21 protein-coding genes and 1 pseudogene are annotated in these 20,725 nt (G+C 64.5%); 3 read left to right on the top strand and 19 right to left on the bottom strand.

Translation table 11 applies throughout. The features are described from left to right. The first annotated feature begins 20 nt into the window (after positions 1–20). Positions 21–949 (top strand): annotated as a pseudogene (locus tag E5X34_RS15350) (GlxA family transcriptional regulator). 15 nt (positions 950–964) lie between these two features. Here the strand turns inward: E5X34_RS15350 and E5X34_RS15355 are convergent. Together E5X34_RS15355 and E5X34_RS15360 are read right to left on the bottom strand one after the other, a co-directional pair. Beyond that, complete coding sequence (locus E5X34_RS15355; RefSeq protein WP_292566123.1) at positions 965–1,105, bottom strand: hypothetical protein; 141 nt, start codon at positions 1,103–1,105, stop codon at positions 965–967. A 259-nt stretch (positions 1,106–1,364) separates the two neighbouring features. Then, positions 1,365–2,216, bottom strand: coding sequence for a helix-turn-helix transcriptional regulator (locus E5X34_RS15360; RefSeq protein WP_292566126.1), 852 nt, complete (start codon positions 2,214–2,216; stop codon positions 1,365–1,367). Positions 2,217–2,314: 98 nt separating this feature from the next. Here E5X34_RS15360 and E5X34_RS15365 point away from each other — a divergent pair, with 98 nt between their 5' ends. Beyond that, complete coding sequence (locus tag E5X34_RS15365; protein WP_292566129.1) at positions 2,315–3,217, top strand: SDR family oxidoreductase; 903 nt, start codon at positions 2,315–2,317, stop codon at positions 3,215–3,217. 116 nt (positions 3,218–3,333) lie between these two features. Here the strand turns inward: E5X34_RS15365 and E5X34_RS15370 are convergent, their stop codons facing one another. The 8 genes from E5X34_RS15370 to E5X34_RS15405 all read right to left on the bottom strand — a co-directional run bounded on the left by E5X34_RS15370 (position 3,334) and on the right by E5X34_RS15405 (position 10,005). Continuing rightward, the gene (locus tag E5X34_RS15370; protein ID WP_292566132.1) at positions 3,334–4,059 is read right to left on the bottom strand and encodes a GntR family transcriptional regulator; all 726 of its coding nucleotides are present in this window, start codon (positions 4,057–4,059) and stop codon (positions 3,334–3,336) included. Between the two features lie 116 nt (positions 4,060–4,175). Continuing rightward, positions 4,176–4,904 carry an aspartate/glutamate racemase family protein gene (locus E5X34_RS15375; protein WP_292566135.1) on the bottom strand — a complete coding sequence of 243 codons (729 nt, stop codon included), beginning with the start codon at positions 4,902–4,904 and terminating at the stop codon, positions 4,176–4,178. Positions 4,905–4,915: 11 nt separating this feature from the next. Then, complete coding sequence (locus tag E5X34_RS15380) at positions 4,916–5,638, bottom strand: ABC transporter ATP-binding protein (protein ID WP_292566138.1); 723 nt, start codon at positions 5,636–5,638, stop codon at positions 4,916–4,918. Further along, positions 5,635–6,414 carry an ABC transporter ATP-binding protein gene (locus E5X34_RS15385; RefSeq protein WP_292566141.1) on the bottom strand — a complete coding sequence of 260 codons (780 nt, stop codon included), beginning with the start codon at positions 6,412–6,414 and terminating at the stop codon, positions 5,635–5,637. The genes E5X34_RS15380 and E5X34_RS15385 overlap by 4 nt, the downstream gene beginning before the upstream one ends. A gap of 3 nt (positions 6,415–6,417) precedes the next feature. Next, entirely contained in the window at positions 6,418–7,398 is a 981-nt protein-coding gene (locus E5X34_RS15390) for a branched-chain amino acid ABC transporter permease (RefSeq protein ID WP_292566144.1), read from the bottom strand. A gap of 7 nt (positions 7,399–7,405) precedes the next feature. Then, on the bottom strand, positions 7,406–8,272 hold the full coding sequence (locus E5X34_RS15395; RefSeq protein WP_112126056.1) for a branched-chain amino acid ABC transporter permease: 867 nt from the start codon (positions 8,270–8,272) through the stop codon (positions 7,406–7,408). A gap of 81 nt (positions 8,273–8,353) precedes the next feature. Further along, positions 8,354–9,556 (bottom strand): ABC transporter substrate-binding protein, encoded by a 1,203-nt coding sequence (locus tag E5X34_RS15400; RefSeq protein ID WP_292566147.1) that lies wholly within the window; start codon positions 9,554–9,556, stop codon positions 8,354–8,356. A gap of 158 nt (positions 9,557–9,714) precedes the next feature. Continuing rightward, a complete protein-coding gene (locus tag E5X34_RS15405) occupies positions 9,715–10,005 on the bottom strand; it encodes a hypothetical protein (RefSeq protein ID WP_292566149.1) in 291 nt (96 codons plus the stop codon). A gap of 211 nt (positions 10,006–10,216) precedes the next feature. On the opposite strand from E5X34_RS15405, the gene hutH reads away from it, so the two are divergent. Continuing rightward, positions 10,217–11,713, top strand: a complete 1,497-nt coding sequence (hutH, locus tag E5X34_RS15410; protein WP_292566152.1) for a histidine ammonia-lyase — start codon at positions 10,217–10,219, stop codon at positions 11,711–11,713. A 19-nt stretch (positions 11,714–11,732) separates the two neighbouring features. Here the strand turns inward: hutH and E5X34_RS15415 are convergent, their stop codons facing one another. The 9 genes from E5X34_RS15415 to E5X34_RS15455 all read right to left on the bottom strand — a co-directional run bounded on the left by E5X34_RS15415 (position 11,733) and on the right by E5X34_RS15455 (position 20,722). After that, the gene (locus E5X34_RS15415) at positions 11,733–12,500 is read right to left on the bottom strand and encodes an SDR family NAD(P)-dependent oxidoreductase (protein WP_292566155.1); all 768 of its coding nucleotides are present in this window, start codon (positions 12,498–12,500) and stop codon (positions 11,733–11,735) included. Then, on the bottom strand, positions 12,497–13,462 hold the full coding sequence (locus E5X34_RS15420; protein ID WP_292566158.1) for a carbohydrate kinase family protein: 966 nt from the start codon (positions 13,460–13,462) through the stop codon (positions 12,497–12,499). The genes E5X34_RS15415 and E5X34_RS15420 overlap by 4 nt, the downstream gene beginning before the upstream one ends. 21 nt (positions 13,463–13,483) lie before the next feature. Next, on the bottom strand, positions 13,484–14,470 hold the full coding sequence (locus E5X34_RS15425; protein ID WP_292566160.1) for an ABC transporter permease: 987 nt from the start codon (positions 14,468–14,470) through the stop codon (positions 13,484–13,486). Then, entirely contained in the window at positions 14,467–15,498 is a 1,032-nt protein-coding gene (locus E5X34_RS15430; protein WP_292566162.1) for an ABC transporter permease, read from the bottom strand. Before E5X34_RS15430 ends, E5X34_RS15425 begins: the two co-directional genes overlap by 4 nt. Beyond that, entirely contained in the window at positions 15,495–17,021 is a 1,527-nt protein-coding gene (locus E5X34_RS15435; protein ID WP_292566165.1) for a sugar ABC transporter ATP-binding protein, read from the bottom strand. The genes E5X34_RS15430 and E5X34_RS15435 overlap by 4 nt, the downstream gene beginning before the upstream one ends. Positions 17,022–17,089: 68 nt before the next feature. After that, complete coding sequence (locus E5X34_RS15440) at positions 17,090–18,079, bottom strand: sugar ABC transporter substrate-binding protein (RefSeq protein ID WP_292566168.1); 990 nt, start codon at positions 18,077–18,079, stop codon at positions 17,090–17,092. A gap of 117 nt (positions 18,080–18,196) precedes the next feature. Beyond that, positions 18,197–18,856: an L-fuculose-phosphate aldolase gene (locus tag E5X34_RS15445; protein ID WP_292566171.1), complete on the bottom strand. Its 660-nt coding sequence runs from the start codon at positions 18,854–18,856 to the stop codon at positions 18,197–18,199. A 27-nt stretch (positions 18,857–18,883) separates the two neighbouring features. Continuing rightward, on the bottom strand, positions 18,884–19,660 hold the full coding sequence (locus E5X34_RS15450) for an SDR family oxidoreductase (protein WP_292566173.1): 777 nt from the start codon (positions 19,658–19,660) through the stop codon (positions 18,884–18,886). A 207-nt stretch (positions 19,661–19,867) separates the two neighbouring features. Beyond that, positions 19,868–20,722 carry a GntR family transcriptional regulator gene (locus E5X34_RS15455; protein ID WP_127304669.1) on the bottom strand — a complete coding sequence of 285 codons (855 nt, stop codon included), beginning with the start codon at positions 20,720–20,722 and terminating at the stop codon, positions 19,868–19,870. Positions 20,723–20,725 lie beyond the last annotated feature (3 nt).

Consider the following 20,725-nt stretch of genomic DNA (forward strand, 5'->3'; position numbering starts at 1 on the left):
GGGCAAAAGCTGCCATGCGCATGATTGGCATCATCATCCATCCAGGCTTCCAATTGCTGGACGTGGCCGGCCCCGCAGCAGCCTTCGAACTGGCCGAGCACTATCAGCCCGGCAGCTACAGGCTCAGTATGCTGGCGCCGGGCGGCGGCGAGATCGAGAGCTCATCCGGCATGCGGCTGGCGGCCCGGCCCCTGTCCGACGCCGAGCCGCTCGACACGGCCATCATTTCCGGCGGTGAGATCATCCGCTCGATGGCCGCGGCACAGGAGATCGTCGCCTGGCTACGGCGTGCAAAGCTGCGCCGGACGGCAAGCGTGTGCACCGGCGCATGCTGGCGGAGGCAGGCCTGCTCGACGGGCGGTCCGCCACCACGCATTGGTGGAGCACCGACGATTTCGCCCGCCGCTATCCGAAGGTGAAGCTCGACGCGGAGCGCATCTTCATCCAGGACGGCAGCGTGTGGACGTCGGCCGGGATCTCTGCCGGCATCGACCTGGCGCTGGCGCTGATCGAGGACGATCTCGGCCCCGCGATCGCGCGTCGCACCGCGCAGCAGCTCGTGGTCCACCAGCGCCGTCCAGGCGGTCAATCGCAATTTTCGGGCCTCGTGGAATTCGGCGGACGCTCGGGTCGTTTCGTCGAACTGATCGAATGGATGCGCGACAGACTCGCCGAGACGCTGACCGTCGAGCGCCTCGCCGATCAGGCCGCGATGAGCCCGAGGAACTTCGCTCGCGCCTTCACTGCGGAGACCGGCACGACACCGGCCAAGGCGGTGGAGCGGCTGCGCCTCGAAACCGCGCGCGTGGCGGTCGAGACCAGCAATGCGCCGCTCGACCGCATCGCCGAGGACAGTGGCTTCGGTGACGCCGGGCGCATGCGCCGCGCTTTCATGAGGAGCTTTGGCCAACCGCCGCAGGCGCTAAGGCGCGCGGCGGTGCGAAGGTGACCGCCTCGGAAACCCTTATGCTAGCATTCTGCGGATCTCATTGCGTTTTTCTTCAGTCAGACCCGAGAGCAAATTCTCGTCCAGATATCCTTGCCGGATGAGAATTGCGAAAATCATCGTCAGCTGCGAATAGCGATAGTCGAACGTCCGGTCCAAATCTCGACGTTGCTCCTTCAGATAGTCCTCAACCTCCCAAATTCGGAGGCCGTGGACGCGGCGTTCGCCCGTCTTTTGAATTCGGCCATGATGCTGGCCAGAGCCCTCTCAAGAGCTTTGTCATAGGCAGCACGGGCAACTTTCTTTTCGGAGGACGACCAACTGGGCTCATTCAAGGTCATAGACATCTTCCACGAAGGAGTCGGACAGCGGATATTACCCTAACCGGTTTGCCTTTGTGTCTGTTTGATGGTGGCTATCACTTTGCGGCGCGAGACGCGATCAGCGATTGAATGCGCTCGGCGTCAGCAGGCGTCGCGGGGTTGTAGACGATCATGCCGAGCTCTGGCCGGCCGTCAACCGCAAAGACCGAGAACTCCAGCTCGATCAGTCCGATCTCGGGATGCCGCAGACGCTTCAGGCCTTCGCCATGCGGGGGGACGACGTCATTGTCGCGCCATAGCGCCTCGAATTCCGGACTGATCCGGCAAAGCTCTTCGACGAGCTGGGTGATTTCCGCTCCTGCGCCGGCCCTGGTGGCATCCGCCCTGAAGGACCCGACCACGAAACGCGCGACGCTCTGCCAATCATCCTGCGCGTCGCGCACGCGCGTGTTGCCGAACATCAGGCGCAGGATGTTGCGCTGCTCGCGCGGCAGCTTGGAATAGTCGGTCAGCATCGCCGCGGCGGCGCGGTTCCAGGCCACCACATCCCAGGTCGCGGTCTTGATGATCGCCGGGCTGGGGTCCAGGGCGTCGAGGACGCGCTGCAGGCGCGGCGTGACGCTGTCGACGTTCCTGTAACGGACTTCCGGCGGCCGGCCGAGCCCCAGCATGAACAGGTGCTCGCGTTCGGGCTCGGTCAACATCAGGCCGGTGGCGATGCGGTTCAGCACATCGGCGGACGGCGCGCCGCCCCGCCCCTGCTCCAGCCAGGTGTACCAGGTCGGAGAGATATTGGCGCGCTGCGCCACCTCTTCGCGGCGCAGCCCCTGGGTGCGGCGTCGCCCCGTGGCGAAACCAAACGCTACGGGATCAAGTCGCATGCGGCGGTCGCGAAGAAAGGTGCCAAGCTTGTTGGTCGTCTCCTTGTTGGCGGTCCCTTGGGGCATTGCGATCCTGTTGATTATTATACCATGATAAAGTCACTACTTTAACAGAATGAGTTATAGCGCAAATAAGGCCTCCCAACAACCACAGGAGACCTCCCATGCGTGTATTCTTGACCGGCGCGACCGGCTTCATCGGTTCCCGGATCGTGCCCGAACTTCTTGCCGCCGGCCATCAGGTGCTAGGCCTGACCCGCTCCGAAGCCGGCGCGCGGTCGCTTGTCGCCGCAGGCGCCGAGCCGCATCGCGGCGACATCGAAGACCTCGACAGCCTGCGCGATGGCGCGGCGAAATCGGATGCGGTGATCCACACCGCCTTCGACCACAATTTCTCGAATTTCGTCGCCAATTGCGAGAAGGACAAGCGCGTCATCGAGGCGCTGGGTGGGGCGCTCGCCGGCTCGGACCGGCTGCTCATCATCACATCGGGCGTCGGCATGGGGTCCGCCGAGCACGGTCAGCCGGCGAGGGAAGACGTCTTCAACACCGACCATCCCAATCCGCGCATCCTGTCGGAACTCACCGGCGCGGCAATGGCCGAGAAGGGCGTCAAAGTATCGGTGGTGCGGCTGCCGCAGGTGCATGACACGGTGAAGCAGGGCCTGATCACCCCGCTGATCGCGCAGACGCGCGCCAAGGGCGTCTCGGCCTATCTCGGCGAGGGGCGCAACCGGTGGTCGGCGGCGCATGTGCTCGACGTCGCCAAGCTCTATCGCCTGGCGCTGGACAAGCAGGAAGCCGGCGTGCGCTACAACGCCGTCGCCGAGGAAGGCATCCCCATGCGAGAGATCGCGGAAGTGATCGGCGCCGGCCTCAACGTGCCGGTGGTCTCGCTTTCGCAGGAAGAAGCGGCCGACCATTTCGGATGGCTTTCCATCTTCGCCGGCCTCGACATGCCGGCGTCGAGCGAATGGACGCGTGCTCATCTCGGCTGGCAGCCGACCGGGCCCGGCCTTATCGCCGACCTGGAGCGGATGGATTATTCGCGGGCCGCCGCGGCCTAGAGCAATTCCAGGAAAAGTGTGAGCGGTTTTCCGTCCGGAATTGCGTAAAAACAAGAGCTAGCGCGTTTCACCGTTTCCGTGAAACGGTGAAACGCACTAGCCAGTCCTCCGGCGGTTCAGCGACCCGGCTGGACCGCCGTCTGCAACAGATCCGCCAGGCTATCGGATTTTTCCACCTTGTCGCTGAGGTCGAGACCGGAGAGCAGGTCGACCAGATGACTGTTCATCAGGGCGGCGGCGTCGGCGCTGTCACCGGCCTCGATGGCGTCGACCAGCGCGTGATGGGCGTGCTTCTCGCAGGTCGCGTCGCGGCGCTTCCAGTAGAGCGCGATGATCAGCGAGGAGTGCGAGACAAGGTCGCGCACGAAATTGGTGAACACCGAATGCGCGGCGATCTCGGCGATGCCGACATGGAAGCGCGCCGACAGCATGATGGCGTCGCTGTCGCGGCCGTCATGCAGCGCCTCGTGCTCTTTTTCGAGATGGTGGCGCAATTGCACGATGTCCGACGGCACCGCCGCCTTGGCGGCAAGCGCCGCCACCTTTGGCTCGATCAACGCCCGCGCCTCGAACACCTCGCGCGCCTCGATCTTCGAGGGCTGGGCAACAAAGGCGCCGCGATTGGGCTCGAGCCGCGCCAGCCGGTCATGCGCGAGTGCCTGCAAGGCGGCTCGAACAACGGTGCGGCTCACCGAATAGATCGAGGCCAACTCGTCTTCCGGCAGCTTGGTGCCCGGCGCGAGACGGTGGCTGACGATGGCGTCCCTCAGCCCGTAATAGATCGGCGACCAGCGCGCCGCCGGCTTATCATCGCGATCTTCTTCCCTGAGTACCGTCAACATGCTCTTCAACGCGCAGGCGCAGCCCGCCTGATTTGCCTCCATTGGTAGAGGTCGGTTCAATCTAATATGGCTTGCGCGGTGGTCAATCCCGCGCAGCCGGCCTTAAACGGCGCGTCTCAGCCGGCCGGCGACAGCGGCGCGAACATGCCGGCGAACCGCTTGCCGCGTGGCGCGGCATAGCCGCCGATCTTCGATGTCTTCAGGCCGACTCTGAACAGGCTCTCGGCCAGCGTGACAGCGCAGACGACGCCGTCGAGAACCGGAACGCCGTGCTCCTCGGACAGGCTGTGCGCAAGGTCGGCCATGCCGGCGCAGCCGAGCACGATCGCCTCAGCCCTGTCTTCGCTGATAGCGCACGCGATCTCCTGCGATATCCGATGTCTCGCATTCGAGCCGGGACGTTCGAGCTCGAGCACGGCGACATCCGACGAGCGCACCTTGGCGCAGCGCGAAGCGAGGCCGTATTTGGCCAGATTGTGCTCGATCGCCGGCACCGAGCGGGCAAGCGTGGTGACGACACTGAATTTGCCGGCGACAAGGCTCGCCATATGGAACGCCGCCTCGCCGATGCCGATGACGGGAGCCTCCGTCGCGCAGCGCGCGGCATCGAGGCCGGTATCGTCGAAGCAGGCGATGACATAGGCGTCGGCCTGTGCCTTGCCCATCTCGGCGATGATGCCCGGAATGGCGAAGACCTCGTCGAAGTAACCCTCGATGCTGGGCGGGCCGTCGGCCGGATTGACGGCGACGATCTCTGTCGCGCCGGAGGCGACGCTTGCCGCCGCCTCGCCGATCTTGGCGGTCATCGACGCTGTCGTGTTGGGGTTGATGACGAGTATGCGCATTCCAATCAGCCTCAGATCTCGCCGCCGAGGTAAAGACGCTTGACCCGGTCGTCGGTCAGCAGTTCGGCGGAATTGCCGCTCAGCGCGACACTGCCGGTGGTCAGCGCATAGGCGCGCTGCGAGATGCGCAGCGCCATGCGCGAATTCTGCTCGACCAGAAGCACGCTGACTTTCTCGTCGCGGTTGATGGCGACGATCGAGCGGGCGATGTCCTGGACGAGCTTTGGCGCGACGCCGAGCGACGGCTCGTCGAGCAGCAACAGCTTCGGCTTCGCCATCAGCGCGCGCCCGATGACCAGCATCTGCTGCTCGCCACCGCTCATCGTGCCGGCGGCCTGCGAGAAGCGCTCCTTCAGCCGCGGAAAGCGGCCCAGCACCATCTCCATGGATGCGGCGATCTCGGATTTGCTGGTTCGCGTGAAGGCGCCCATCAGGAGGTTGTCCCTGACCGACATGTAGGGGAAGACGCGACGCCCTTCCGGCACCATGGCGATCCCCATCTTGACGATCTCGTCCGGGCCGGCGCCGTCGATGCGCTTGCCGCCGTAATGGATCTCGCCGGACCTGATCTTGCGCAGTCCGGTGATGGCGCGAAGGATCGACGACTTGCCGGCGCCGTTGGCGCCGATCAGGGCGACGGTCTCGCCCTCGTTGACCTCGAGCGAGACGCCCTTCAGCGCGTAGACGTGATCGTAATAGAGCTCGACATTGGCGAAGTTCAGGATCTGGTTCATAGGCCGATCGCCTCGTCTTCGCTGCCGAGATAGGCTTCGATCACCTTGTCGTTGGCCTGGATCTCCGCCGGCGTTCCCTCGGCGATCTTCTGCCCGAAATTGAGCACGACGAGGCGGTCGGAGATCTTCATCACGGCCGGCATGTCGTGCTCGACGAGAAGGATGGTCAGGCCGCGCTCGCGCAGACGCCGCACCATCTCGACCATGCCCATGGTCCCGTCATGGTTCATGCCGGCGAAGGGTTCGTCGAGCAGCAGGATGGAAGGATTGGTGGCGAGACCGATGGCGATGCCCAGCGCGCGCAAATGGCCATGCGGCAGGTTGCGGGCAATCTCATAAGCGAGCGAGGAGAGGCCGAGCAGCGCCAGAATCTCATCGGCCGATTGCCCGAAGGCCGCCTCGTCCGCCTTCGCCGTGCCCGTGCCTAGGAAGAAGCCGAACAGGCTCGCCTTGGAGCGCAGATGGTGCGCGATGATGACGTTGTCGCGCACGCTCATGTTCTTGAAGATGGTGGTTTCCTGGAAGGTGCGTACCACGCCCCTGCGGGCGGCGATGTGCGGCGCGAGGCCGGAGATGCGTTCGCCCTTCAGGCGCACCTCGCCGGTTGTCGGCCTGAGGAAGGACGAGATCAGCTTGAACAAAGTCGACTTGCCGGCGCCGTTCGGACCGATCACCGACAGGATCTCCTTCTCGCGCACCGAAAAGGAGACGTTGTTGACCGCGACCAGACCGCCGAAGCGTTTGGTGATGCCGGAGACCTCGAGCATTTCGGCCATGGCTCAACCCTTCTTCCGGGTCGTTTCGGCAAGGCTGAGCAGGCCGTTGGGCAGCACCAGCATCAGGACGATCATCAGGCCGGAATAGATGAGCAGCTGGAACTGGCCGGTCTGGAACAGAAGGTCCCAGCCGAAATAGAGCACCAGCGTGCCGAGCATCGGACCGAACACATAGCCGAGGCCGCCGAGGAAGCAGTTCAGCATGAAGTTGACGGAATCGGTGACGGTGAAGCTCGACGGATAGATCGACTGCGAGATGGCGGCGAAGATGGCGCCGGAAACACCGCCGAAGAAGGACGAGACGGCATAGGCGATGACGCGCAGATAGGCGATGTTGACGCCGATCGAGGAGGCGAGCTCCTCGTTCTGCTGCAGCGACTGGCACAGCTTGCCGATGCGCGAGTTGACCAGCCGGTACATGATGGCGAAGCAGACAACCATCAGCGTGACCGCCAGCAGATAGAAGGCGAGCCGCGAATTCTGCAGGGTGGCGAAATCCGGGATCAGCGTGATGCCGAAGACCGACAGCGCACCGGGCAGCGGAATGCTGACGATGCCCTTGGCGCCGTTGGTGATCGGCAAGGCCAGCGCGAGCAGCCGCGCCACCTCGGTCAGCACCAGCGTGACCATGGCGAAATAGACGCCGCGCAGACGCAGGATCGGCAGGCCGATCAGCACGCTGGCGGCGGCGCAGAACAGGCCGGCGACCGGCAGCGTCAGCCAGAACGACCAGCCATGGTTCATCACCAGTATGGCGCAGACGTAGCCGCCCGTCAGCGCATAGGCGCCCTGGCCGATGTTGATGCGGCCGATGTAGAAGGTGAGCCAGACGCCGGCGCTGGCGATGCTGAGCAGTGCCACCGAGGTCAGCGTGTAATAGAGGTCGAAGCGGCCGCTCGACGAGATCGCGGCCGGCACGGCGATAAAGACGATCGCGAGGAAGGCGACGACCGCGGCGATCTTCAGGTTGCGATTGAGGGTCATGGCGCGATCAACCCCAGGGCTTGCCCATCAGCCCGTTGGGGCGGATCGACAGGAACACCATCAGGGCGGCGAAGATGACGAGATAGGTTACGTCGCCATATTCGCGCAGCACGGTGAGGCCGACCGACTCCATCATGCCGAGGATGAAGCCGCCGGCGATCGCGCCGCCGACGACGCCGGCTCCGCCGATCATCACCATCAGGAAGGCCTTGATCGAGATCGGCCCGCCGATACCTGAATTGACGCCAGTGATGGTGACCAGCAGCCCGCCGACGACGCCCGCCAGCATGGCGCCCATGGCGAAGCCGATCATCGAATAGCGGTCGACGCGGACGCCCATCAGTTGGGCGGCGACGCGGTCCTGGGCGAGCGCCCGCATGGCGCGGCCGACCCGGCTGTACTGCATGTAGAGGACGAAGGCGGCGATGAAGACGATCGCCAGCGCGCCGACGACGATGCGGTCGTATGGCATGATGATGCCAACGTCGTTGAAGACGCCCTTGACGATCTTGGGAACGCCGCGCTGCTTTTCGCCGAACAGAAGCAGGATGACGGCATCGAAGAAGAAGGCCGTCGCGGCGGCGAGCAGCATGGTGCTTTCCTCGCGATGGCTGCGCCGGATGACGGTGCGGAAGAGGAATTTCTCCATCAGCGCGCCGATGATGGCGAGCGTCACGCCCGAGGCGAGCAGCGCCACCACGAAAGGCAGGCCGAGTTGGCCGTAGACGGTGTAGGTGATGAATCCGCCCAACACGTACATCTGGCCGTGGGCGAAATTGAGCACGTTCATCAGGGCGAAGATCAGGGTCAGCCCCAGCGCGATCAGCGCGTATTGGGCACCGAGATACAGTCCGTTGGCGATGACCTGTTCCATGGATACCTTCGATCTTCCGCCGGGTCCGGCCTATCGACCGGACCCCGCGGCAAGCTTGAGGAAATACGCTCGAAGGTAATGCTAGTCGACGGAGCCGACGAACAGGGTCTGGAAAGCGCCGTCCTTGTATTCGTTGACCACCATCGGCACCGAGAGCTGGCGCTTCTGGCCGAAGGACGTCGCGCCGACATAGCTGAGCTTCGCGTCGCCCTTCAGGAAGGGATTGGGCGCCGAGAAGCTGTCCATGGTCTTCTTGAATTCGGCGACATCGTTGATGGCCGCCGGATTGGCCTTCAGCGTGTCGAGGATGTATTCCAGCGCGTAGACCTTGGTGTTGGACTCGTCGTTGTATTCGCCGAACATCTTGGTGTAGCGGGTGACGAATTCCTTCATCTCGTCCGATGCGATCTCCGGCGTGGAGGCGCCGCCGACGGAGATGAAGCCGTTGGCATATTCGCCGGCGCCCTCTTCCAGCACCTTGGCGTCCTGCGCGGTTTCCGTCGAGATCAGGCCTTCATAGCCGAGCTCGCGGGCGGCGCGGATGAGCAGCGGCGCGTTGGCGGGTGCTACGCCCGACAGGACGAGCAGGTCGGGCTTCAAGGCAACGATCGGTGTCAGCACCGGGGTGAAGTCGCGCGTGTCGTTCTGGTAGGTGTCGTTCTGGGCGACGACTTCCAGGCCGAGAGCCTTTGCCGCCTCGACACCGGAGTCGCGCTGGCTGAGCGGGTCGGATTCATTGGCCGCAACAAAGGCGATCTTCTTCACGCCCTTGTTTTCCTTAAGATATTTATAGATTGCCGGGCCGGACTGGTAGTTGGCGATCATGCCCAGCACGGCGTTGGAGGCGGGCTTCTGGTAGAGCGCCTTGGGGAAGGCGTAGGGGAAATAGATGATGCCGTTGGCCTCGGCGACCGGGCGCACCGCGGCGGCGCCGTCATCGACATTCGGGCCGACGACATAGTGGATGCCTTCCTGCGCCATTTTCTCCATGCCGGCGATGGCGCGCTTGGGGTCCTTCTGATCGTCGAAGGTGACGATGTTGATGTTGTAGGTGTCGTTGCCGATCTTGACGCCGCCGGTCTCGTTGAGCCAGGCGGCGCGCGTCTGCATCGAGCGCACGTTCGAGGTTCCCCAGGCGGCGGCCGGGCCGCTGGTGACACCGACAAAGCCGATTTTCAGTTCCTTGTTTTCAGCCTGCGCGTACGAAATGCCGAGAGCGGCAATGGCCAGGGTCGAGACGGCGCCGAGCGCCATGGATTTCAGAGTCGAGCGACGGTTGATCATATTGGTAGTTCCCCTTGGTTATCGCGCTTTGTGTTTTGCTCATAGGCTGCGCGGATGGTGTTAAGGGAAACCGGCTGCGAAAGATTGTCAACATCTTTCTTCGGTATTGTATACAATCTTTCGCGAGAGTGTGTGCACCCATCGGGACCGGCCGAAGGCTACTTCCCGCAATGGTGGTCGTTGATCTTGTTTATCGCATTCGCATCCGGTCCGACGCGGTCGTAGGAACAAGGGCCTGCCGCGGCGGTGAACAGCTGCTGGTCGTAATAGCGCGGACCGCCGAACAGCTGGTAGAGGATATCGTCGCTGGCTGGAACGTAGCGCTCATGCTCGACCGGCGGCTGATGACGATGGTAGCGATGATGATGCCATTCGCCCGCGACCGCCGAGGCGGACATGCTGGCGGCCGTGACCAGCACGAGAGCAGAGAGGGCCAGGTACTTCATCATCGACGGCAACCTTTCGGCAGTTTGGATTCGCAGCATATCCAAAATCGCTGGCGGCGCAAAAGTTCCCGTATGGGGCATTTCTCGCACCGTACAGCCAGCTCAAGAAAGATAACGGCAATCGCGACGGCGGATTTTCGACAATGGCCGGCGCCTATGCCGGCTATCCTGCATTCGTTCGGCCGCGATTCCCGGAGGCCCAAGGAATAGCCCGATGACAGCCAGAGTGATCGTCCTCGACGCCAAGCCGCTCAGCACGGAAGATGTAGCCGAGATCGCGCGGCGCAACGCCCGGCTTATGCTCGGCGAGGAAGCCATGCGCCGCATCCGCGCAAGCCGCGCCCTGATCGAGCATTTGACCCAGCTCGGCAAGCCGCTCTACGGCGTCACCACCGGGCTCGGCGCCTGTGTCGACACGCCGCTGGCGCAAGCCGACCTGATCGCCTTCCAGCACAGCGTGCCGCTCAGCCACTCGATGGGCGCCGGCCCATCGCTGCCGACCGAGGCGGTGCGGGCGCTGATGGTCGCGCGCATCTGCGGCATGGCGGCGGGCGGCACCGGCACCTCGGAAGGCGTGGTGCTCGGCCTGCTCGCCGCGCTCAATGCCGGCGTCCATCCGGTCATTCCAAGCTGGGGTTCGGTGGGCGCCGCGGATCTCGCGCCGCTCGGCCATCTGGCGCGGGCGTTGCGCGGCGACGGCGAGAGCGAGTATCAGGGCAGGATCATGCCGTCGGCCGAGGCGTTGAAGCTGGCCGGGCTCGAGCCGCTCGACCTGCGCGAAAAGGACGGCCACGCCATCATCGTCGCCAACAGCCTTTCGACTGGGACCGCGTGCCTCGCGCTTGAGGAGATCGCCTGCCTGATCGACTGGTCGCTGGCGGCTGTCGCGCTCAACTACGAGGCGTTCCGGGCGTCGCTCAAGGCCATCGAGGAGGATGCGCTTGCGGCGCGACCGGCTTTCGGCCAAATCGAGATCGGCGCAAGGCTGCGGGCCGAGCTTTCAGGCAGCGGGCTGTGGCAAGACAACGCCGCGCGGCGCCTGCAGGATCCGCTCAGCTTCCGCTGCGTGCCGCAAGTATGGGGCGGCCTGCTCCATGCCTATGAGCAGGCGAAACTGGCGACCGAGATCGAGCTCAGCCACTCCGGCGACAATCCGGTCATCCGGCCCGAGGCCGAGCGCGTAATCTCCAACGGCAATTTCGACCTCACTGCCTTCACGCTGACTTGGGAAAATCTCGGCCAGGCGCTGGCGCATTGCGCGGTCGGCACCGCCAACCGCTCGATGAAGCTGATGTCACCGACGGTGGCGGAACTGCCGCGCTTCCTGTCGGCCAGGGGCGGCAGCCGCCAGGGCTATGCGGAACTGCAGAAGCCGGTCGCCGCGCTCGAAGCGGAGATCCGGCACCTCGCCAATCCGATGTCGCTTAGCCCCTTGGCCATCTCGGACGGCGTCGAGGACCAGTCGTCGATGGCGCCACGCGTGGTGGCGAAGACCGCGGGGATCATCGAGCGCCTGCGCTATCTGGTGGCGATGGAATTGATCTTCGCGGCCACGGGCGTGGAGCTGCGCGGCGTGCTGGACTCGATGGGCGAAGGCCCGCGGCGCAGCTACGAAGCCGTGCGGGCGCTCGTCGCCCCGCTCGACGACGACCGCGAGATGAGCGCCGACATGGCGCGCGTCGCCCGGATGGTCGCGGGACCACGGCTATAGCGCAGGCCCGCTGCGAGCCTCAGTGGTAGTAGATGCCGCCGTCGACGTTGAGCGCCTGGCCGGTGACGAAGGCCGACAGGTCCGAGGCGAAGAACAGCACCGGTCCGATGATATCCTCGGGCGCGCCGAGGCGCTTCAGCGCCGCGACCTCTTCCCAGTGGCGGATCGCGGCTTCGCTTCCCAGATTGTTCTTGCCCATCTCGGTCAGGATGATGCCGGGGCAGATCGCGTTGACGGTGACGCCGTCCATGCCGACCTCCTGCGCCAGCACGCGGGTGAGCGTGATCACCACCGCCTTGGTCGCGGCGTAATGGCCCTGCGTCGGCACGCCCTGGCGGCCGGCGATCGAGGCGATGTTGATCACCCTGCCCGACTTCCTGGCTCGCATATGCGGCAGCACCGCCTGGCACATCATCAGCACGCCCTTGGCGTTGACGTCGAAATGCGCGTCCCAATTGGCTTCATCGAGATCCTGCAGCAGGCTGGGCTTGAGGATGCCGGCGTTGTTGACCAGCACATCGATGCTGCCCGCCGCTTCAAGCAATGCCTGCGCGGTCGCTTCGATGTCCTTCTTCTTGCTGACATCCATCGTATAGACATAGGCCTTGCGGCCGGCCGCCTCGATCTCGCCCCTGGTCACGTCGAGCTCGGCAGCCTGCGAGGGCAGATCGGTGATGGCGACATCGAAGCCCGCTTCGGCGAGCCCCTTCGCGAGCGCCCTGCCGATGCCGCGGCTGGCGCCGGTGATGAGAGCCGTCTTGCCCTTGGCCTCAGGGAGAATGGTCATGCTGCTTCCACCTTTGATGTCTTGACCGGAAGCGCGTCCATCGCCGCGACCGTGTCGTCGAATGAAACGAGTTTGCCGTCGGAGCCGAGCCCCATCGCCACCTTGGCGGCAACCGCGCTGGCAAAGCGCGCGGACTGTTTCAGGTCCCAGCCCTTGACGATGCCGACGATGATGCCGGCCGTGAAGGAATCGCCGCAGCCCGTTGTGTCGAAGACCTCGACTTCGAAGGCCGGCAGATGGAAATCCTCGCCATGCTCGGGCGAGACATAAACGCCGTCGGCGCCCAGCGTGATAATGCAGTTCTTCACGCCCCTCGCCTTGAAGAAGGCGGCGACGCGGGCCGGATCGCGGTCATGCGCCATCTCGCCGGCTTCGTCGATGCTGGGCACGAAATAGTCGATGTAAGGAAGGCACGGCTCGACCAGTTTCCACGTCTCCGGCGTCGCCTGGATGAGATCGAAAGTGGTGACGCGGCCAAGCTCCTTGGCGCGCTTCAACAGCCTGACGGTCGGTTCGCCATCGAAGCGCTTCAGGAGCCCGGTGCCGCCGACATGGACGACGGTCGCATCGAGCGCCGCATCGAGATCGGCATCGGCGACCTCGAACAAGGTGGCGGTGCCCGGCACATGCAGAGCTGGACGCTCGCCGTTCGGCCGCACGGGCAGGATGGTGGACGAGGTCTGGACGCTGCCGTCGCGGCGCACGAGGCTGGTCTCCAGGCCATATTTCTTCAGCTTTGCGAGGAACCAGTCGCCCATGTCGTCGGTGCCGAGCGTGGTGACGGCGCGCGTCTTCAGGCCGAGGATGGCGCAGTCCATGCCGGTGGCGCCGGCGGTGCCGGCGACAGTCATGCGAATCTCCTCGATATAGTCGGCGCGGCCGCCTTCGGGGATGCGCGAGACTGGCCGTCCGACGATGTCGAGGACGTAGAAGCCGATCGAGCTGACGTCGAATTGTGGCATGGCTGACTTGACCTTTCGAACTCAATGGGCGGCGCGACGCAGGCCGAAGCTTGCGGCGAGTACCAGGAAGACCAGCACGCCGATGCCGACCTGCTGCCAGTAGAAATTCCAGCCGACCAGCAGCAGGCCGTTCTTGACGATGGCGAGCAGCAGCACGCCGAGCAGCGTGCCGATGACCGAAGGCTTGCGCTCGCGGCTCAGCGTCGTGCCGATGAAGGTTGCGCCGATAGCGTCGAGCAGGAAAGCATTGCCGGAGAGCGGCACGTAGGACTTCACCGTCGCCGACAACAGGATGCCGGTGACGCCGGCGAGCAGCGCGCACAGAACATGCACCATCGACAATTCGCGCGGCACGCGGATGCCGGAATACCAGGCCACGCCCGGCTGCGCGCCCATCGCCTGGACATAGCGGCCGAAGACCGAGCGATGCAGCAGGACATGAACGGCGACGACAAGGACGATCAGCACGATCACAGGGGTCGGCGCGCCGAACAGAGCGGTGCGGGCGATGGCGTTGAACTGGTCGGCAGCATAGCCGCTGGTGAGATAGATCGGCTGTCCGCCGCTGGTGGCGAGCTGCTGCGTGCTCTGGCCGATGAAGAGGACGCCGAGCGTCGCCAGGAACGGACTGATGTTGAGCCTAGTGATGAGGATCGCATTCAGCACGCCGACGATCAGCGCGGCGCCGAGCCCGCCCGCGACGCCGACCACGCCGCTGTAGCCGGCGGCGAGAAGCATGACGAAGATCATGCTTGCCATGTCGACCGAGACGCCGACCGAGAGATCGATGCCGCCCGAGGAGATGACGATGGTGAGACCCAGCGCCACGATCGCCAGCATGACGACATTGTTGACCAGCACGTTGAAGAGGTTGGCCGGCGTCAGGAAGGTCGGGCTCGCAATCGCGAAGAAGATCACGATGGCCGCGAAGGCGATGACCACGCTGTACTTCGCGAGGAAGCTGCGCAGGCCGACCTTGGCAGCGTTGTCGTTGGCCGAGACGCTCATCGCGAACCCTCCGAACCGCGGGCAAAGGATGTGATGGCCACCACCAGCAGGATCAGCGCGCCCTGCACGCCGTTGACCCAGTAGCTGGAGACGTTGAGCAGCTGGAAGCCGTTCGCGAGCAGGCCGATGAACAACACGCTGAGCAGCGTGCCGCCCATGGTCGGCACGAAGCGCCGCGAGAAGACGGTCCCGAGCAGCGCCGCCGCCAGCACCGACAGAAGCAACTCGCCGGAGCCGGGCGTGCTGGCCGACAGGCGCGAGACGGTGAGGATGCTCGCCACCGCCGCGCAGAAGCCGCTCAGCACATAAGTGAAGGAGACGTAGAAGGGCACGCTGATGCCGGCCGCGCGCGCTGCTTCCGGGTGTCCGCCAGCCGCGTAGAGCCTCAGCCCGAACGACGTGCCGTGAACGATCACGATCATGATGGCGGAGAAGACGATCAGCGCCCAGGCAAGCGCGGAGATGCCGAGGAAGCTGCCGGAGACCAGCACGCCGAGCAGCGGGGAGGATGCGCCGACGACCGTGTTCTGGGTGAGCGTGAGTTCCATGCCGGCTGCGACGTTGAGCACGGCGAGCGTCGCAAGCAGCGGCAGGATGCCGAGGCCGACGACGGCAAGGGCGTTCAGCGCGCCGACCGCTATGCCGACGGCAATCGCCGCGAGCACCGAGAGGAAGTCTCCGTAGCCCATCGACAGCAGCGTCGCATACACGGCGGCGCACAGGCCCATATTGGCGGCGATGGAGAGATCGATGCCGCCTTCGGTGACATCGGAGCCGCCGCCGATGATGACGGAAGTCATGCCATAGGCGAGCACGCCCAGGATCGCCGACTGCTCGACGACATTGATCAGGTTGAAGGTCGAGGTGAAGCCCGGCGCGAAGATGACAAAATAGGCCATGATCGCGGCGAAGGCGGCGATCGCGCCAAGCCGCACGACGAGCGCGCCGAAGCGGCGGCCGGCGCTCTTGGCGGCGGCCTGTTTTTCGTCGGACACGCCGACTTCCGAGTGGAGAACGCTCGCGCTCATGCAGCCACTCCATCGATGCTCGAACGCGCGCCGGACGAAGCTGCCAGCAGCGCATCGCTGTTCATCGCAGCACCGGAGAAGCTGCCGGCAAGCCTGCCGCGATAGACCACCAGCACGCGGTCGCAGACGCCGACCAGTTCGAGCAGGTCGGAAGACAGAAGCAGGATCGCCGCGCCCTCGCCCGCCAGACGATTGAGGAGATTGTAGATCTCGACCTTGGCGCCGACATCGACGGCCACCGTCGGCTCGTCCAGCACATAGACGCGCGACTGGCAGCTCAGCCATTTGGCGATCGCCACTTTCTGCTGGTTGCCGCCGGAGAGCTCGCGCACCAGCGCGTCGCGATGCGGCGTCTTGATCGACAGTTCCTTGATCAGGCCGTCCACCGCCTGGTTCTCGCTGCTCCGGCTGACCAACCCGCTCTTGGAATAACGGCGCAGGCTGGCCAGGGAAATGTTCTCGCGCACCGAAAGGCCGAGCGCCACGCCATGGGCGCGGCGGTCTTCCGGCAGCATGGCGATGCCGTCGCGCACCGCCTTGACCGGCGTCGACAGCGCGACCTCCCTGCCCTCGACCTTGACCTGGCCGCCATCGGCGGTCTTAAGCCCGAACAGGCACTGCACGATCTCCTTGGCGCCGGAGCCGAGCAGGCCCGTGAGGCCGACGATCTCGCCGGCGCGGACGTTGAAACCGATATTCTCGAAGCTGCCGCCGAGACGGAGGTTGGAAACCTCCAGCACCGGCGCGCCTAAAGTGACCGAGCGCTTCGGGAACATCTCGCCGACATCGCGAGCTATCATCATCGCAATGATCTCGTCGATCGGCGTCTGGCGCGGGTCGACCGTGCCGACGTCAGTGCCGTTGCGCATCACCGTGACGCGGTCGCAGAGCTTTTCGATCTCCTGCATGTAGTGGGAGATGAAGACCACGGCGATGCCGTCGTCGCGCAGCCGGCGCAGCACGTCGAACAGGCTGTCGACCTCGCGCTTGACGAGCGCCGCCGTCGGCTCATCGAGCACCAGCACAGATGCCTTCTGCGCCAATGCGCGGGTGATCTGCACGACCTTCTGCTGCGCCGTGGTGAGATCTTTCACAAGCGTTCCGGCCGGCAGCTCCATGCCGAAGAAGCGCTTCAGCAGGTCGGCGGCCCTGCGCTCCATGGCTCGGCGGCTGACGAACGGGCCGAGGCCGATCTCATGGCCGAGGAACACGGCCTCACCGACAGTCGCGGTCGGCACCAGCAGCCTGTCCTGATGAATGAAGTGCACGCCGAGCTTTTCGACCGACGCCGGCGTGAGCGAAGTAACGGTCTCGCCGTTGATGAGGATCGAGCCGCTGTCCGGCTTGATGATGCCGGCCAGCACCTTGATGATGGTCGACTTGCCGGCGCCGTTCTGGCCGACAAGGCCGAGGATCGAGCCGCGCGCGATCTCGAGGTTCGCGTTTTCCAACGCGCGCACCGGACCGAACCGTTTCGAAATGCCTGTCATCGATACAGCAATGTCACGCTTTGCTGTCTGCATGGCCATCTGTCCTGGTTGGATGTGACGGGCAGCCGCAGAGGCGCGGCTGCCCGACGTTTCGTTCCGTCCTATTTAACGCCAGCCTTCTCGGCGGCGTCGAGGAACGGCTTTCCTTTTTCGGCGGCATTTTCCTTGTTGATCAGCACCGAAGGCACGAAAGTGAACGGCGGCACCTTCTGGCCGGCCAGATATTTGGCGGCGTTGTCGACCGAGGTTTTGCCGATCTCATAAGGCTGCTGCGCCGCGACCGCGCCGGCCGAGGACTTCGGGTCCATCACCATCTTGATGACTTCCGGGCTGCCGTCGATGCCGTAGGTCTTGACCTCGTTGCGGCCGGCGGCTTCGACCGCCTGCGTGGCGCCGATCTGCGGCACGTCCCAGCAGGCCCAGACCGCGCCGATCGAACCCTTCTCGGGCGACTTGGTCAGCATGTCGGTGACGTTGGAATAGGCGCTCTGCACCGTGTTCGGGATGACGTCGCGCAGCTCGGGCTCGACGATCTTCACATCCGGGAACGAGGTCAGCACATATTTCAGCTGGTCGTAGCGGATCTTGCAGACCGGCACGCTGTAGAAGCCGTTGAACACCAGCACATTGCCCTTGCCGCCCATGTCGGCGACCATCTGCAGCGCGATCTCGGCGCCGATATTGTAGTTGTTGGAGGTGGTGTTGTTGATGGCGTGCGGGGTGGCCGTGTCGACCGTGAACAGCGGGATGCCGGCATCGCGGATCTTTTGCAGCCACGGATTCAGCACTTCGAGATTGCCGAGCTGCTCGATGATGGCATCGGGCTTCTGCGCGATCAGCGTCTGCAGCTGCGCGATCTGCTGCTGGTCCTTGCGGCCGGCGTCGAGCGCGATGACTTCGCCGCCGAGCTCCTTGACACGGTCCTGGATGCCTTTGAAGGCCATCAGGTCCCAATAGTGGTCGGTGCCGATGGCGGAGACGCCGATGCGCTTGCCTTTGAGCGACAGTTCCTCAGCGCTGGCGCCCGAGATGGCGGCCAGGCTGCAAGCCGCCGCCAACCCCAGAGCGAGCGCCTTGACGAGGCCTTTCATTGAATTCCTCATTTCATTTCCTCCCTTGTTGATCGCTCCGGGCCTTCCCGGAGGATATGCGAAACATTGAATTGCTGCTCCAGCCCCTTGTTGGTCGCTTCGGGCAGAGCCCTCCGCTCAGGCAGCGGCGTCGTTGTCGCGCAGGCCGTAGCTGGCCATGCGCTTGATGACGTTTTCGATCTCCTCGTCGGACAGGATCGGCGGCTCGCCGATCTGCAGGGCGCCGTGATACTGGCGCGCCAGCGTCTCGACCTCGACGGCCAGCCACATCGCCTGGGCGAGGCTCGACCCGACGGCGATCATGCCGTGCTGGGCGAGCAGGCAGGCCTTGCGGTCGCGCAGCGCCTCCACCGCGTGCGCCGAAAGCTCCGCCGTGCCGAAGGTGGCGTAGGGCGCGCAGCGTATGTCGCTGCCGCCGGCGACCGCGACCATGTAGTGGATCGCCGGTATCTTCCGGCCCATGATGGCGATCGTCGTGCAGTAAGTCGGATGCGCGTGAACGACCGCGTTGACCTCGGGCCGCGCCTTCATGATGTCGAGATGGAAGCGCCATTCGCTCGACGGCGGCAGGCGTCCGTCGACCTCGCCATCCCAACCCATGAAGACGATGTCTTCCGGCTGCAGCGTGTCATAGGGCGTGCTCGTCGGCGAGATCAGCATGCCCTCGCCATGGCGGCAGCTGATGTTGCCTGATGTGCCCTGGTTGATGCCGAGTGCGTTCATCTCGATACAGGCGTCGATGATGGCCTGGCGCACATCTCGGTCCGAAACGGTCATGCGATATTCCAATCCTTGCTCAGTCCGTCACCAGGCCGTGTAGCCGCCATCGATCGACAGGATCGCGCCCGTCACGTAGCTCGAGGCCGGCGACGCCAGGAACAGGATCGCCGAGGCGATCTCCTGCGGTGTGCCCAGCCGGCCCATCGGTGTCATGTCAATCCAGGTGTTGAAGAGTTCGGGACGCTCGCGCATCTTCAGTGTCATCTCGGTGCCGACATAGCCCGGCGCCAGCGCGTTGACGCGCACGCCCGATTTCGCCCATTCGACCGCGAGCGCCTTGGTCATCATGTGCACGGCGCCCTTGCTCACCATGTAGGACGGCGCGGTCTGCGGACGGTTGATGATCAACCCCGACATGGAACCCAGATTGACGATGGAACCCTTCTTGCGGTCGACCATCGAGCGGCCGAAGGCGCGAGAAGCCCAGTAGACGCCGTTGACGTTGACATCCATCACCAGGCGCCATTCCTCGTCCGGCGTGTCGAGCGCGGTGTTGAGGCGCGCGATGCCGGCGCTGTTGACCAGGATATCGACCTTGCCGAAATCACTGACGATCTGAGCGGCCATCGCCTCGACGGCTTGCGGATCGGTAACGTTCAACACGCGGCCATCGACGCTTGCGACACCGGCAGCCTCTAGCGCCTCGGCGGCGGCCTTCAGCCCATCCGCATTCATGTCGAGCAGGACGATCCTCGCGCCGCAAGTCCCCAGCGCCTTGGCGGCCTCAAGTCCGATCCCGCTGGCGCCGCCGGTGACGACGGCAACCTCGCCCGTCAGGTCGAATTGCGACCGGTAATCCATGCACGTCCTCCATCAGGACGGACTTGAGCTTGAGCGCGGGCAAAACGCTACCCTCGCCGCCGAAGCAGCGCCGCAAGCCGACCAGTCCTGATAATGCCTCCGGGGTCAGGCTCCTCCCGACCCCATGACAAGGACGTTACAGAAGCTTCCTGGGTCAGTCAATCTGGTTATAACCAGAAAACGGAATCTTTTTTGGATGAGTGCAATTCAGGTGCGATCGACACCGTTCACCGTCGCCGACGGCTGCTCGACCGCCATGTGGATGCGGGCGACGGAGGAGTTGTAGAAGGCCTCGTAATATTCAAGCGCGGCGCCGTCGGAATCATAGGCGATCGACTCGATCTCGATCAGCGGCGTGTTGGCAGCGACACCCATCTCATCGGCTTCTTCCTTGGTGGGAAGCGCGGCACGCAGCCAGCGGTCGGCACGCTTCACCGTCAGGCCGAAGACGGCGCGGATGGTGCCGAAGATCGACTGGTTTTCCGACAGGATGTTCTCCAGACCCGGCACCCGATGCCCCGGCAGGCTGATGCGCGTCATGGTGATCGGCGTGCCGTCGGTCATGTAGACGCGGCTGATGCGGACCACGCTGCCATTGGCGGGAATGCCGAAGACCTTGGACTCCTTCTCGCTCGGCGGGCAGCGGTAGATCTCCAGCGTGCGGGTCGAGACCTTGTGGCCCTTGGCGGTCAAATCGTCGAACACGCCGAGATTGGCGGTCATGAAGTCGACATGCTCGCGGGGAGCGGCGACGAACATGCCCTTGCGCGGCATCTTGATGATGCGGCCTTCATTGGACAGCGATCCGATCGCGGCGCGCACGACGGGACGAGAGACGCCGAAGAAATCGCAAAGCGCCTGTTCCGAGGGAATGCGCGAATTGGCTGCCAGCAGGCCGGTGTTGATCGCCTCCTCGACCTGGTTGCGCAGCTGCACCCAGAGCGGGGCCGCCTCGTCGCGATTGAGCTGGACTTTCGAGCCGATCGAGCGGAACGCTGCGGCGGCCTCGGCATCTTCCTGATCGTAACGAGGACGCCCGCGCGTTCTGGTTGCCTGTTCCATTCG

The organism is Mesorhizobium sp., assembly GCF_004963255.1.
GTDB lineage: Bacteria > Pseudomonadota > Alphaproteobacteria > Rhizobiales > Rhizobiaceae > Mesorhizobium.

Bases quoted from the DNA above. Each gene is read 5' to 3' on its own strand.
- E5X34_RS15370 (WP_292566132.1), bottom strand. From the start codon at position 4,059: ATGTTGACGGTACTCAGGGAAGAAGATCGCGATGATAAGCCGGCGGCG.
- E5X34_RS15365 (WP_292566129.1), top strand. From the start codon at position 2,315: ATGCGTGTATTCTTGACCGGCGCGACCGGCTTCATCGGTTCCCGGATC.
- E5X34_RS15395 (WP_112126056.1), bottom strand. From the start codon at position 8,272: ATGGAACAGGTCATCGCCAACGGACTGTATCTCGGTGCCCAATACGCG.
- E5X34_RS15425 (WP_292566160.1), bottom strand. From the start codon at position 14,470: ATGAGCGTCTCGGCCAACGACAACGCTGCCAAGGTCGGCCTGCGCAGC.
- E5X34_RS15455 (WP_127304669.1), bottom strand. From the start codon at position 20,722: ATGGAACAGGCAACCAGAACGCGCGGGCGTCCTCGTTACGATCAGGAA.
- E5X34_RS15390 (WP_292566144.1), bottom strand. From the start codon at position 7,398: ATGACCCTCAATCGCAACCTGAAGATCGCCGCGGTCGTCGCCTTCCTC.
- E5X34_RS15445 (WP_292566171.1), bottom strand. From the start codon at position 18,856: ATGACCGTTTCGGACCGAGATGTGCGCCAGGCCATCATCGACGCCTGT.
- hutH (WP_292566152.1), top strand. From the start codon at position 10,217: ATGACAGCCAGAGTGATCGTCCTCGACGCCAAGCCGCTCAGCACGGAA.
- E5X34_RS15430 (WP_292566162.1), bottom strand. From the start codon at position 15,498: ATGAGCGCGAGCGTTCTCCACTCGGAAGTCGGCGTGTCCGACGAAAAA.
- E5X34_RS15420 (WP_292566158.1), bottom strand. From the start codon at position 13,462: ATGCCACAATTCGACGTCAGCTCGATCGGCTTCTACGTCCTCGACATC.
- E5X34_RS15400 (WP_292566147.1), bottom strand. From the start codon at position 9,556: ATGATCAACCGTCGCTCGACTCTGAAATCCATGGCGCTCGGCGCCGTC.
- E5X34_RS15440 (WP_292566168.1), bottom strand. From the start codon at position 18,079: ATGAAAGGCCTCGTCAAGGCGCTCGCTCTGGGGTTGGCGGCGGCTTGC.
- E5X34_RS15375 (WP_292566135.1), bottom strand. From the start codon at position 4,904: ATGCGCATACTCGTCATCAACCCCAACACGACAGCGTCGATGACCGCC.
- E5X34_RS15360 (WP_292566126.1), bottom strand. From the start codon at position 2,216: ATGCCCCAAGGGACCGCCAACAAGGAGACGACCAACAAGCTTGGCACC.
- E5X34_RS15435 (WP_292566165.1), bottom strand. From the start codon at position 17,021: ATGCAGACAGCAAAGCGTGACATTGCTGTATCGATGACAGGCATTTCG.
- E5X34_RS15405 (WP_292566149.1), bottom strand. From the start codon at position 10,005: ATGATGAAGTACCTGGCCCTCTCTGCTCTCGTGCTGGTCACGGCCGCC.
- E5X34_RS15380 (WP_292566138.1), bottom strand. From the start codon at position 5,638: ATGAACCAGATCCTGAACTTCGCCAATGTCGAGCTCTATTACGATCAC.
- E5X34_RS15450 (WP_292566173.1), bottom strand. From the start codon at position 19,660: ATGGATTACCGGTCGCAATTCGACCTGACGGGCGAGGTTGCCGTCGTC.
- E5X34_RS15415 (WP_292566155.1), bottom strand. From the start codon at position 12,500: ATGACCATTCTCCCTGAGGCCAAGGGCAAGACGGCTCTCATCACCGGC.
- E5X34_RS15385 (WP_292566141.1), bottom strand. From the start codon at position 6,414: ATGGCCGAAATGCTCGAGGTCTCCGGCATCACCAAACGCTTCGGCGGT.